Annotated in this window: 16 protein-coding genes; 6 read left to right on the forward strand and 10 right to left on the reverse strand. The window is 46.3% G+C overall.

Features of this window, described 5'->3' with window-relative positions; genetic code table 11:
- Positions 1–79 precede the first annotated feature (79 nt).
- Positions 80–1,204: a THUMP domain-containing class I SAM-dependent RNA methyltransferase gene (locus RIG27_RS27920; protein ID WP_446350404.1), complete on the forward strand. Its 1,125-nt coding sequence runs from the start codon at positions 80–82 to the stop codon at positions 1,202–1,204.
- A gap of 69 nt (positions 1,205–1,273) precedes the next feature.
- Here the strand turns inward: RIG27_RS27920 and RIG27_RS27925 are convergent, their stop codons facing one another.
- Positions 1,274–2,239: a glutaminase gene (locus RIG27_RS27925; RefSeq protein ID WP_446350405.1), complete on the reverse strand. Its 966-nt coding sequence runs from the start codon at positions 2,237–2,239 to the stop codon at positions 1,274–1,276.
- A gap of 189 nt (positions 2,240–2,428) precedes the next feature.
- Here RIG27_RS27925 and RIG27_RS27930 point away from each other — a divergent pair, with 189 nt between their 5' ends.
- Positions 2,429–2,815 (forward strand): BON domain-containing protein, encoded by a 387-nt coding sequence (locus tag RIG27_RS27930; protein WP_446350406.1) that lies wholly within the window; start codon positions 2,429–2,431, stop codon positions 2,813–2,815.
- Between the two features lie 324 nt (positions 2,816–3,139).
- Here the strand turns inward: RIG27_RS27930 and RIG27_RS27935 are convergent, their stop codons facing one another.
- The 3 genes from RIG27_RS27935 to RIG27_RS27945 all read right to left on the reverse strand — a co-directional run bounded on the left by RIG27_RS27935 (position 3,140) and on the right by RIG27_RS27945 (position 5,640).
- Entirely contained in the window at positions 3,140–3,559 is a 420-nt protein-coding gene (locus tag RIG27_RS27935; RefSeq protein ID WP_446350407.1) for a peptidylprolyl isomerase, read from the reverse strand.
- A 59-nt stretch (positions 3,560–3,618) separates the two neighbouring features.
- Complete coding sequence (locus tag RIG27_RS27940) at positions 3,619–4,257, reverse strand: TenA family transcriptional regulator (RefSeq protein ID WP_446350408.1); 639 nt, start codon at positions 4,255–4,257, stop codon at positions 3,619–3,621.
- A 201-nt stretch (positions 4,258–4,458) separates the two neighbouring features.
- On the reverse strand, positions 4,459–5,640 hold the full coding sequence (locus tag RIG27_RS27945) for a M20 family metallopeptidase (RefSeq protein ID WP_446350409.1): 1,182 nt from the start codon (positions 5,638–5,640) through the stop codon (positions 4,459–4,461).
- Between the two features lie 242 nt (positions 5,641–5,882).
- Between RIG27_RS27945 and RIG27_RS27950 the strand changes: the two genes are divergently transcribed.
- The gene (locus RIG27_RS27950) at positions 5,883–7,052 is read left to right on the forward strand and encodes an NAD(P)/FAD-dependent oxidoreductase (RefSeq protein WP_446350410.1); all 1,170 of its coding nucleotides are present in this window, start codon (positions 5,883–5,885) and stop codon (positions 7,050–7,052) included.
- Positions 7,053–7,212: 160 nt separating this feature from the next.
- Here RIG27_RS27950 and gloA read toward each other — a convergent pair whose 3' ends face one another.
- The 5 genes from gloA to RIG27_RS27975 all read right to left on the reverse strand — a co-directional run bounded on the left by gloA (position 7,213) and on the right by RIG27_RS27975 (position 9,947).
- Complete coding sequence (gene gloA / locus RIG27_RS27955) at positions 7,213–7,644, reverse strand: lactoylglutathione lyase (RefSeq protein WP_446340689.1); 432 nt, start codon at positions 7,642–7,644, stop codon at positions 7,213–7,215.
- 49 nt (positions 7,645–7,693) lie between these two features.
- Positions 7,694–7,852: a hypothetical protein gene (locus RIG27_RS27960; protein ID WP_446350411.1), complete on the reverse strand. Its 159-nt coding sequence runs from the start codon at positions 7,850–7,852 to the stop codon at positions 7,694–7,696.
- Positions 7,853–8,006: 154 nt separating this feature from the next.
- On the reverse strand, positions 8,007–8,240 hold the full coding sequence (locus tag RIG27_RS27965; RefSeq protein WP_446350412.1) for a hypothetical protein: 234 nt from the start codon (positions 8,238–8,240) through the stop codon (positions 8,007–8,009).
- Between the two features lie 4 nt (positions 8,241–8,244).
- A complete protein-coding gene (locus RIG27_RS27970; RefSeq protein ID WP_446350413.1) occupies positions 8,245–8,673 on the reverse strand; it encodes a type II toxin-antitoxin system VapC family toxin in 429 nt (142 codons plus the stop codon).
- A gap of 11 nt (positions 8,674–8,684) precedes the next feature.
- On the reverse strand, positions 8,685–9,947 hold the full coding sequence (locus tag RIG27_RS27975) for a HigA family addiction module antitoxin (protein ID WP_446350414.1): 1,263 nt from the start codon (positions 9,945–9,947) through the stop codon (positions 8,685–8,687).
- A 564-nt stretch (positions 9,948–10,511) separates the two neighbouring features.
- Between RIG27_RS27975 and RIG27_RS27980 the strand changes: the two genes are divergently transcribed.
- A complete protein-coding gene (locus RIG27_RS27980) occupies positions 10,512–11,198 on the forward strand; it encodes a phosphoribosyltransferase (protein ID WP_446350415.1) in 687 nt (228 codons plus the stop codon).
- Between the two features lie 46 nt (positions 11,199–11,244).
- Complete coding sequence (locus RIG27_RS27985) at positions 11,245–11,553, forward strand: hypothetical protein (protein ID WP_446340683.1); 309 nt, start codon at positions 11,245–11,247, stop codon at positions 11,551–11,553.
- On the opposite strand, the gene RIG27_RS27990 is transcribed toward RIG27_RS27985, so the two are convergent.
- Positions 11,550–11,924 carry a VOC family protein gene (locus RIG27_RS27990; protein ID WP_446350416.1) on the reverse strand — a complete coding sequence of 125 codons (375 nt, stop codon included), beginning with the start codon at positions 11,922–11,924 and terminating at the stop codon, positions 11,550–11,552. The two genes, RIG27_RS27985 and RIG27_RS27990, sit on opposite strands and share 4 nt — an antisense overlap.
- A 185-nt stretch (positions 11,925–12,109) precedes the next feature.
- On the opposite strand from RIG27_RS27990, the gene RIG27_RS27995 reads away from it, so the two are divergent.
- Entirely contained in the window at positions 12,110–12,580 is a 471-nt protein-coding gene (locus RIG27_RS27995; RefSeq protein ID WP_446350435.1) for a CBS domain-containing protein, read from the forward strand.
- The last annotated feature ends 40 nt before the right edge of the window (positions 12,581–12,620 follow it).

Genomic DNA, 12,620 nt, shown 5'->3' on the forward strand with positions numbered 1-12,620 from the left:
ACGAATGACAAATGACAAATGACGAATGACAAATGACAACCCCCGCCTTTAACTTTTATTGTCCCCACCTGCACAAAACGTGAACCACTACTTTGCCACAGTCGCCCGTGGATTAGAACCCATTGCGGCGCAAGAACTTGAACGCCTAGGGGCGCAGGAGGTGCATCCTGATTTTACGGGGGTGCATTTTCAGGGGGATACAGCGTTAATGTACCGAGTCAACCTCTGGGCGAGAACGATTTTCCGGGTACTCGTTGTTTTAGCCGAATTTCCTTGTGCAAATGCGAAACAACTGTATCAGGGAGTACAAACTATCCCCTGGGCACAATACCTGAAACCGAAGCACACTTTAGCCGTAAATGCGACAGGAAAGACTAAACAGCTTAACCATAGTCATTTTACCGCCCTCCAGGTCAAAAACGCGATCGTTGATCAACAACGGAACCAATTTGGTAAACGGTCGAGTGTCAATATAGAAAAGCCTGACCTATTCGTCAATGTTCACATTCATCAAAACCGTTGTATTCTTAGTTTAGATAGTTCAGGAACCAGTCTACATCGGCGCGGATATCGACCCGCCATGGGACTTGCTCCCCTCAAAGAAACTTTAGCCACCGCACTGTTAGAATTAGCAGAATGGCAGCCAACGTTACCATTATTAGACCCAATGTGTGGTTCCGGAACATTACCCTTAGAAGCCAGTTTAATCAGCTTAACTATTGCCCCTGGCTTGTTTCGAGAACAGTTTGCATTTGAACGTTGGTTAGACTTTGATCCCACCCTTTGGCAACACCTGCTCAACGAGGCAAAAGCCTGTCAGCACCAGGAATTAGCTGCACCGATTACCGGGTGCGATCGCGCGGCGGATATCCTCAACCAAGCTCGGAGTAATGCCCTGCACTGTGGCATTTTAGATCAGATCACCTTTATTCAACAAGACCTTTCTCAGCTAGAACCGCCAGCCGATCGCGGAATAATTATCTGCAATCCTCCTTACGGAGAACGGTTAGGGAAGGCTCAGGAATTGGGAGATTTATATAAATTACTCGGCGATATCTTTAAACAACGATTTAAAGGCTGGACAGCATTTATTTTAACCGGGAATAAGCAGTTGGCAAAGCGAGTCGGACTTAAAGCATCGCGCCGAATTCCAGTATATAACGGCTCTATTCCTTGCACATTTTTAAAGTATGAATTGTATTAATAATTACATCTTGCACCTGTTGCCTGTTGCCTGTTGCCTGTTGCCTGTTGCCTGTTGCCTGTTGCCTTGCTAACAGAAAGCCTGCGCCAATTGCTGAACAATAAACAACCCGGCTTGAGAATTCCCCATCTCATCTAACGCCGGAGAATAACAAGCGATCGCACCCTGAGAAGGTACGACAGAAACCATCGCTCCACTCACCCCAGACTTAGTTGGCAATCCCACATCCGCCGCGAAGCGACTAGAGGCTTGATACAATCCACAGGTGATCAGAATGTCGTTAACAGTACGGCGGTGTTGAGGTGATATCATGCTACTATCCTGCGCCAGCAACATTCCCAAATTAGCTAAATCCCTCACCGTTCCCGATAGACAACAGACGTGATTGTAGGTATCCAGGGCGATTTCTGGGTGATCCAGATAACCCGAGGCGGCTAATAGATTCGCGATCGCGTGGTTCCGTTCATTGGGGAGAGAACGCACCGACTGTAACATCGCTTCATCTAAAACTAACTGAGAGTGCGATCGCTGATTCAGCCACTGGCGCAGACTTTCACAACAAGACGCCCCATCCTTACCCGGTAAACGCCCAGCGAGTGCGATCGCGCCACTATTAATCATTGGGTTGCGCGGCTTTCCCCGATCTGCTTGTAATTGCGCTAAGGAATTAAAGGGCTGATCTGAGGCTTCCCTTCCTACCCGATAAAATACCGCCTCGCTTCCCAATTTCTCCAGCAAAAATAGCAGAACAAATGGCTTAATCACACTCATCAAGGGAAAAGAACAGCCAATATCGCCCACCGCTATTTTCTCTCCTTGAATCCTCTGTACCTGTACCGCTATCCAGCTTGGATCTGCCTTGGCGAGTAAGGGGATATAGGTTGGTAATTCTCCCCCTTTACACTGTACCTTTGCCTGAACGATTAAGGTTTTGAGTTGAGCCTGAGTTAGTGTAGATAGTCTAAGTGAAGATTGATTACCCTTCTGAGCATTCCCGCTACTGAGAGATTCAGACGGCTTATTTTTTTCAGTCATATAGCATTCCTATTTGAGTCCTGTCCAAAAATCTGATAATTTTCGGGAATGGGGAATGGGGAATAGTGCGTGACAGATTATGGCGAACGCCATAATAATACCAAACTACCCCGATTGATAGATGTTTGAACGCCTAGCTTTAGCCGATAATGATAAGCTCAAATCAATATAATAGGAGTTCAACAGACTATGGGTTGGTTAAAACGATTATTTGGCATGGACAAGCCCAAAGAAGCGAAAGTAAACCCTCCGACACAACAGCCGCCTACATCTGCAGCTAGTCGCCCCAAAACAAGTCAAGCTCCAGCAACCACGCAACAATCCACCATTCCTCCAGAACGCCAGGGATTACATGGAGAATATGACCAAAGTGGTTTAGCCAAGCGCGTCGCTTTAGCTTTTGATGAAGACCCGGATTTAGATGACATCGATACTCTCTATGTCGCCCAAACGAGTACCACTGTAGTTTTGAAAGGTCAAGTTCCGAATCAAGCTATTTTGGATAAGATGGTCAAGGTTGCTAAAGGTGTCAATGGTGCAAAATCAGTTGATACAACTCAAGTTACCGTAGGTTAAGCTGATATCGCCAAAGGTAGAAGGCATTAAATTTTAACCTTCAATTATTTATTGCAGTGTTTCACTGTAGGGGCGCAAGGCTTGCACAAAAAAAAACTATCATGTTTTAACCTTTCTTTGCTTTTCTTTAGACCTCCATTAGACCAAGATATAGCCACAGGAACTATTATCGCTCGTTGAAGTGCCTTGTTTTTGTGAGCGCATCTACTTGACTATCTGTACGATATTGGGGATGATCAGGATGAAAATGCTATCATACATAATTCACCCAATCAATCCCCTTTCTAAATCGGTCTTGCCCTCTAATTTAATGAGCAGATAAAATTACTGTTCAATCTTTACCGAAAGAATTTTATCCCCTTTCTGAATCGCATTCACCACATTCATATCTTCTGTCTTGCCAAAAACAGTATGAACACCATCTAAATGGGGTTGAGACGAGTGGCAAATAAAAAATTGACTCCCGCCAGTATTACGACCCGCATGTGCCATAGATAACGACCCAGCTAAATGCTTATTGGGGTTAATTTCACAGTTAATCGTATAGCCAGGACCTCCCCTTCCCGTTCCCAGAGGACAGCCGCCTTGAATCATAAAACTGGGAATAACGCGATGAAAAGTCAATCCATCATAGAATCCTTTTTCACTGAGATCGACAAAATTTTTCACTGTATTCGGAGCATCTTTGTCGAATAAGTCCAGATGAATTGTACCTTTTTCCGTTTCCATAATGGCGCGGGTCATAGTTTTTTCCTTGCGTGTGATATGTTGTTAGGGTTAAGTGAAACTGGGGAATGTTCACATTATTCGGTACGATCCGTTTCAGCATTAAACGCCATTTGCCAAAACTCTGCTTCTAATTGAGCAACTTGCAAAAAGGCAGACTCGGCTTGCTGTTGAATGGATTCTGACCCCTCTGATAATACCTGATTCGCTTGGTTTTCCAACAAAGCGACATACTCAGTAAATCCAGGATTTCCCCAGCGTTGTGCAAATTCATTGTAAGACCCACTCATCTGACCTGGCAATTGCCAGCCTTGATTATATGCCAATTCAATCGCCCAAAACGCAGTGGCTTGAACCGGATAAGGCATATCCCAAAGCGTTTGCATGAAGTGACAGTATTGGTTACAGGCGGGTTGTTTCTGAGTATTCAGATTTAGCGATCGCTCTGTCGCCTTTTCTCGAAACCAAGTTAGTTCATCTTTGATCGCACTTGCTCCACTCAGGAGAGTATCAAAATGGGCGGTAGGGGCGGCGGCTAAGACTTGTCCGATTAGGCGGGTGAATTCTAGCACAAATAAATAATCTTGCACCAGCCAGGTGTTAAATTGTTCAGGTTTAATCGTGCCTAATTTACACTGTTTGAGAAATGGATGTATGGTGGCATTGTGCCAGACATGATTGTGCTTTTGCAGAAGCTGTTGACAAGTTAAACTCATAATCTTATTCTCTATTCTCCTACTTGGTCAGGGCGGGTTGAGTCGCATCTGGGTGAACAATAAACGATAATTGTAAAACCCGCCCCTACAACCGATAAATTATGCCACTGGGATGGGGCGGGTTTAGTCGCATCTGGAGCAACAATAAACGGTAATAGTCAAACCCGCCCCTACAACCGGCAAAACTTAAAACTCCCTTATCTACAAAACAGACTGTTGCCAATATTGATAGACAGAATAAGCCAGCGTCACCACACCTGTAATAATCGCCGATTCATTCACTTCAAATTGGGGGTGATGTAACGGATGATTGGGTTTATCCTTAAATCCGACACCGAGACGGAACATTGTACCCGGAGCATGTTCAAGATACATGGAAAAATCTTCTGCTCCCATAGAGGATTCGGGTAAAATTTGCACGTGATCACTTCCCCAAGCTTCCTTGGCACATCCTTCTAAAAGTTGAGTTAAAGCTAAATCATTTTGCACCGAAGGCACACCCCGGCGATAACTCACCTCATAGCGAGCGCCATACATCTGGCAGACATTTGCCACAATCGACTCAATCCATTCTGGCAGATTCGCGTGAGTTTCGGGGTGGAGCGATCGCACGGTTCCGGCTAAGTGGACTTGATCCGCAATCACATTCGGGGCGCGTCCACCATTAATCTGTCCAATTGTCAAGACTATCGGACGTAAAGGATTCTGAGTGCGGCTGATGGCTTGTTGTAAGGTAGTAATCACCTGAGCCGCAATCCAAATCGCATCCACGGCTTCATGGGGACGGGCACCATGACCCGATTCCCCGGTAATAAAGATTTCCAAATCATCCGCCGCCGCCGTGAGTGCGCCATACCGGACACCAATGGAACCCCCTGGAATCGATGGAAACACATGAACCCCAAAAATGGCACTGACATCATTCATCGCCCCATCCTGCACCATCCAGTTGGCACCTTGGGCAATTTCTTCAGCCGGTTGAAACAAGAAGCGCACATTTCCTGGCAATTGTTCGCCCAATCCGGACAACACCATCGCCGTACCTAAACCAACAGTGGTGTGAACATCATGACCACAGGCGTGCATTATCCCCATCTTCCGGGAGGCAAATTCGAGAGGGGCGGCTTCGGTAATCGGTAACGCATCCATATCCGTGCGAATCGCCACTAAGCGTTCATCCGTTCCCCCGACTAACTCCCCAATCACGCCAGTTTTGCCAATCCCTTCTTGGACAACAATGCCACAGGAGGACAACACCCCCGCCACATACGCAGCCGTTTGGTATTCCTGACCGCTCAATTCCGGATGAGCATGGAAGTGACGGCGAATTTCAATCAGACGCGGTGCAAGGTTTTGGGCTAGGTCTTTGATTCGGCTAAGCATAAACTCAATTAGAGAGGTCTTACTATACAAGCTGTTCTATTCCATCATCCAAACATCTGAAAAATAATGCAGCTATCGGTCGTTAGACATTACCTTAACCAAGACATTAATCCCAATCAAAATGGGAGTGGTAGGGTGGGCAATGCCCACCTACAGATGGAGACTGTGCGTAAATCCTGATTACCTTAACTAAGACGTTAATCCCAATCACAATGGGAGATATGGAGAATGAGCAAAAAACCATGAAAACCTACGATTGGATTGTTGTTGGTGGGGGTATTACCGGAGCAGCACTCGCCTATGAACTTGCCCAGGTAGGGTTAAGGGTTCTGTTGGTCGATTCAGATACAGCCATTCAAGGCGCGACTCGGTACAGTTATGGTAGTTTAGCCTATTGGTCAGGGACATCTGACCTAACTAGAGTGTTGTGCACTGAGGGAATTGAACGCCACAGGCATTTATCAGCGGAATTAGACCATGATACCCAGTTCCGGGAATTGGATTTAGTCCTGACAATTTCTGCCAACCAAAACCCAGAAACAATGGCAGCGGCTTATAAGCATTTTGCCATTCCACCCAAATTACTCTCAGTCGAGGAGGCTTGTGAGTTAGAACCCCTACTCAATCCTAATGCGATCGCGGGCGTTCTTACGGTTCGTCATGGTCATATTCATCCGGAACACCTTACCCAAGGCTATCGCCAAGCCTTTTGTCGTGCTGGGGGTGAACAGCAGATGGCTCAAGTGGTGGAACTCCTGCGCCAGGGGGATAGGGTGCAGGGGGTGAAAACCTCGGATAATCAAACCTATCATGCTGCCAATACAGTGATTTGTGCCGGGGGATTTAGCCGCGCCTTGCTCAAAGCGGCGGGTATTCAGGTTCACGTATACTTCACCCACGCGGAGATGATTGAAACGCCACCAGTTGACCTGAAATTGCGAACATTAGTCATGCCCGCAAACACCCAACGCTTTCAACTTGAAGCTCAAGCCAGCGCTGCGGAGGTAGAACCTTTGTGGGATAAGCCGGGTTACGAACCCGTGCCACCAATTCTAGACGCCGGGGCGATTCAGTTTCTAGATGGCAGTTTACGAATGGGTCAAATTAGTCGTGTTCTGACTCAACCCTTCGCCGCCATAAACTCAGCCGCGAGTGAGTCTGCCATTCGCACTCAGGTGGGGAATGTCCTACCTGCTTTAGCTAGCCTACCGGGAACTTGGCATCACTGTTTAGTGGCGTTTGGTGGTAATAATTTACCTGTGGTGGGAGCAATTGAGGGCGTAGAGGGTGTCTATATTTTCTCTGGATTTACGAATCCTCTGGTATATGTACCACCCTTAGCCCAACGCTTTGCCCAATGGGTTATGGGGAAGCAGGATCAGATTATCGCTCAATTGGCACGGAATTTGTAGGGAACGGGGAATAGGGAATGTAGAGACGTAGCATGCTACGTCTCTACATCGGGGCGGGTTTGATGTCAGGTTATCATTCAAATCGCGAAATGAAAGCCCATAAACCCGCCCCTACACAATCAAAATTTCCCCCTCTTCCCCAGATGCTAAAGTCATTTATTTAGTGACTAGCGGCTGCGGCTTTTTCTTGAGGTTTGGCTGAGCTTTGAGTTCCCAATTGTATCAGCTCAATCTTATAGCCAGTCGGGTCTTGGACAAAAGCGATGACAGTAGAACCATGTTTCATTGGACCAGGTTCCCGCACAACTTTACCACCCCGTTCCTTGATTTGTTCACAGGTGCCGTAAATATCATCAACGCCAATCGCAATGTGACCATAGGCATCACCCAACTCGTATTGGTCAACACCCCAGTTGTAGGTTAGTTCTAACACGGTATGGTCAGATTCATCGCCATAGCCGACAAACGCTAAGGTGAATTTCCCGCCGGGATAGTCTTTTTTCCGCAGTAACTTCATGCCTAGCACATCACAGTAGAATTTGAGTGACTCATCTAAGTCACCGACGCGCAGCATTGTATGTAGCATTCGCATAGCTGATTACAGACTCCTTAGGTTTATTCATGTTTCTTTGCTTTTCATTCTATCGAGGCGGTGAGGCGGTGCAACAGGTGATTCCCTCACAAACCAATCCCCAACGGCGAATCTTTAAATCATCGGGGTCAATATGTTCAAGTCTAATATAACGATCAATACCGTCTGCTTCAGGGTCTTTACTGCGTTCTTTACTCAGGCGAACCACATCACCAAACTTAACCCATTTCCACCCAGATTTTAACTTCTTCTCCTCACCCCTTAGGAAACATCCCCTTCCACAAAACCCTCAACCATCAACACCTTTAACTCAGAAACCCGTCGGAATTGGTCATCATTGGTTAACAAAGCCTCATCTAAAGTCACTCTGACTTCCTCCAGGCGCGATCGCGCTCCTCCCATTCATCCCGCATCTGACTAACCCATTCCTGAGCATCTTGACCTTCTAATAAATTGGGTGCAATCCCACGAAACTCTTGTAAAGGTCTTCTACATTCTGTGTTCTTAGTTTCAGCAATATATTGCAACAAATGTTCATAATCTTCCATCTCAGAGTTTACAGGTTCTTTCGCATTAGAATTAGGTTGTGGCTTCATATCTTTACTTGAATCCAGGAATAATATTTAGAGACTGATTCTTATTGATTCGATAGATAGCAAAATCTTCTCTGTCTATCGTAAAAACAGTATCAATTCCCATCGACTCAGCCAAATAACAAACAGACGAATCAGCAAGCTCTACTTGTCTCCGGCTGTGAGGATTACTAACGTAGTACCTATAAAGGAAATCCTTCAGCCAAGTTACAGCGTCTTCGGGTAAATCCACTATCTCTACAAGACCTCCTTCAACCATCTCGAATAACTTTTTCACCGCCTCCCTATCCTGTTTCAAGCGAAACTGTGCTTCCGTTACAACTGACCAGCAAGTAAATAGGGGAAAATTGATATTCTCTAAGGCTTTTACGCAAACTTGATGATAGTCGTCCTGCTCAGAAACAATCGCTACCAACGGCCCCGTATCAGCAATCACGCGAATCCCCATTAACCCCCAAACCCACTCATATACTCTTTGTTACTGCTGAGGTCAGGCGGTAGATTTTTGGCAGCACCAATAACTCCTAGCTTTACCGCTAAATTATAAGCACTCTGCTCATCCTCTTGTTCTGCTTTGTCAGTCGGTTGAGATATTTTCTCAATTACATCCATCGTCATTCTCTCCTTTAAACCATTCATCCAGCCCCAAGGGAAATTTCCTTCATACTGTAAACGACCAACAACAATCCCAGGATGAATCCCTATCTTCTCGGCAAAAGTGGTGACTTCTTCCTCAGACCGAAGAGAATAGAGTTCCGCTTCATATTCAGGAGGAATCAACCAATCTCGCGCCTGTTCATTGGCTTCATTTTCTTGGTCTGACTCTATTTTTTCTCCCTGCTCCCAGTCATCTAAGAAAACAACATCCTTATTTTCCTTTTCATGCAGGAGAATATGAGCAGCTTCATGGAAAAACGTAAACCAGAAGCGGTCATTATACTTGCCATAGAGAGACATCTGAATCAGAGGTCGATGGCGATTTAACCACCGTGCTAACCCACTCACCCGTGCGCCTGGGATTTTTGGGACTAATACCCACAACACCCCTGCTTCCAAACAAAGCTGTCGCAGACGGGGTATGGAGTCTTCCGGTGGTAGCACCGTGAGTGTCCGAATTTCCTGAATCGCCTTCTCAAACTTGATCCGGTTGAAACGGGGACAGCTTTGCTTCTCAACTTCAAGTTCACCCAGGCGCATCCAAGTCGTAATTACATTCGTATTATCCTGTCCAGTATAAGAACGTCGGAACTGCCCCTCAAGTTGAGTATAACAAGCTCGCCATTCATCAGGAGAAGCCACACCAAAAAACTCAAGCAACTCTCTCACAATCCCAAGCTTGTTTTTTGCATCCAAACGACAGTCGGTAATTTTGCGGGCTTTTTGCAATGCCTTTACAGGAATTTCATCAAGCCAATCAACCCAGTTTTCAAGACATTCGGTTTCTTCAACTTTCGCTAAAGCAGCACGATATTGAGCTTCGCGTTCTAGCCAAAACTCCTCCGTACTACCTAACACCCGCGCCAGCTTCAAGGCTGTGTCTTCAGTGATTGGTGCTTTCCCATTGACAAGCTGACTAACGTGCTTGGTGGTATAGCCCAAACGCTTTGCTAACTGCGCTTGCGTCCAGTCTAGTTCTTCTAGCAAATCAGCAATTGTTTCTCCTGGGGGAGATATCCAATCGGGATTGAAGGGATGAGTGCAATTAGTCATGATAATCCCCTATAAATACAATACAAACCTGAGAAACCTTTGCCCAATCCAGGCTTATGTCTTCCTTTAATTGACTTCTCTATTATAAGTTTACCAATTTGGTAAACTTTTTCAAGTTAAATGATCTGATCTAACATTTCAACCACCTCATCCATCGGTTACCCGGCGGAATCGTAAAACGGTGTTCATCAGCAAAGGCTTCACCGTACTCCTCAATCATGCGATCGCGTTCTTCGTCCCAGGTAAGCTGTTCGGCATTTAAATCTTAATGTCCAGGATAGCGAAATCCTTGTAGTGTGAGCATCTTGCTCGCTACCCATTCCCAATTTAAATGAGTTATATTTTATCACAAAGGTACTTGAAAAACAATAACGGTAGGATATAACTTATGTTAAGAAGAATGGTACTGACTGGTATGCTGGTGGGTTTCGACTTCGCAAGGACCCACCCTACGGTATATCCAGGGTGGAGGCAATTGATGTTAAGAATCATGCTTGATTGATCTAAAAGCATGATAAAAATCAGGCATGATAAGGGCAGCCCCGTTAAAAGCTGGAGGAACCTATGTCATCGGCTCCGCTATTTAGCGATCGCACTCATGCCGGTGAAGAGCTAGCTCAAGCTCTGCTCACCCAAATTACGGAACTGGAAATGACGACGGGTGAGACTGTATCACCAATGGTGTATGCACTCCCCCGTGGCGGTATTCCTGTCGCCGTACCGGTTGCTCGTCGGTTAAATTGTCCTCTGGATATCGTGGTGGCTAAAAAAATTACCACTCCCCAAAATCCGGAATTAGCCATTGGTGCTGTCACCTCAGACGGACAAGTGTTGTGGGCGCAACAACGGCTATGGGGGCGACTGAAGGCGAATCTGCGACAAACCGCCCTGCGTCATGCTCAAGATAAAGCTCAAGCTCAACTGGCTGAATTTGCCCCAGGTTGTCCTCAGGCTAATCCCCAAGGCAAATTAGCCCTTTTGGTTGATGATGGAATTGCTACGGGGATGACTATAATCGCGGCGACTCAAGCGTTGAAAGAGCATCATCCTCACCAGATCTGGATTTGTACACCCGTCGCCCCAGCTGGACTAATCAAATGTCTCGGTGGTTTTTGCGATCGCTTAGTTATCCTGGAAACACCGGATGACTTTCTCAGTGTCAGCCGTTTCTACGGGGAATTTCCGCAGGTCAACACAGATGAGGCGCTGGCTTATCTAAAAGACTACAATCATCTTCCCTACCAACAGTAGCCCAATTCCTTATCTTAATCAATAGTTCTAGCTGATGAGTTTTTTCATGAGACATTTGCAATTCTGTTGGCGCACCTTGGTGCTTTCCACGCAGCAAAATCCACCGGAGTCGATCGAACATTTGATGGTATTGTTAACCCTGGCTTTGGGGTTAAATTGGGTCTTTCAACCGGACTGGCAATACCTTGTCCTCAGTTCTAGCTTCGCGATTGGTGCAGCCGCATCCATGTGGGTGAGGGAAGCATTTGTCCCGTCACCGCGTCCGCGTTTGGTTATGGTTGTCGCGATTACGGTTTTGCTTCTCTATAGCGTCTATGCCTTTGCCAATGTTGCTTATGACGTAGCAATCAGTTAACGCTGCGGTTGGTGTAAAATTAAACGATTGCCGTTGGGGTCGTAAGCGTAGATTTCCCGCCCATGGGACGCGACGATGATTTCGCCCGGTGGCGGATATCCCATGTTGCTCAACTGTGCGATCGCGGCGTCTAAGTCATCCACGTCTAAACACAAACTCAACCCACTTTGCTCAGACTGCTCAAATTCCTGTCGATGATTATCCCTGGGCTTAAATAATCCAAGTCGCAATCCAGGTAGCTGAAACTCAGCATAGGTATTGGGACTATGGCAATGGGGAGATTCAGCGAGTAATTGACTATAAAATTCAACCAGTGGCTCGATATTCGTAGCCGCAATGGTAACCCAAGCCGTCTTATAGTGAAATTTCATCCCTATCGCTAAGTCCCTGAATATAACTTCTGTCGGGCGGAGTTAAGAATTGTAAAAACCCTCAATCCCTTGTCCCGTTCCCTGTTCCCTGTTAAGAGTTCCCCATTCCAGAGAAATTAATCCCCATCATTCCCGAAACCCCTACAATAAGATGAGTAATTCCTTTGAAGACACCAAGCCTGAGTATGCCCAAAACCGTTGCCGAAGTCATGAGCCGTGACCCGATCGCGGTTTCCCCCCAAACGCCCATCAGAGAGGCGATGAAAATTCTTGCCGAACGACGTATCAGTGGTTTGCTGGTGGTCAATGATGCAGGCAAATTGGTGGGCATTATTTCAGAAACAGATTTGTTGTGGCAACAGACAGGAGTCGAACCCCCAGTTTATATCGTATTTCTAGACAGTGTGATTTATCTGGAAAACCCAGCCCGGTACGAAGAAGAACTGCACAAGGCTCTAGGGCAAACCGTTGGAGAAGTCATGACCCAGAACCCCGTGGTTGTCAAGCCCGATCAACCCTTACGCAAAGCCGCGAAACTAATGCAGGACAAATCCCTACGCCGTTTAGCGGTGACTGACAACCAAGGAAAAGTGATTGGTGTCCTCACAGCGGGAGATATTGTGCGGGCAATGATTGCTGAACTCGAAGAGTCATAATCAACCCACCGCTTAAAAGCGTGGACATACAGACAGTATA

The sequence above is a fragment of the Coleofasciculus sp. F4-SAH-05 genome (assembly GCF_040222985.1).
Lineage (GTDB): Bacteria > Cyanobacteriota > Cyanobacteriia > Cyanobacteriales > Coleofasciculaceae > Coleofasciculus > Coleofasciculus chthonoplastes.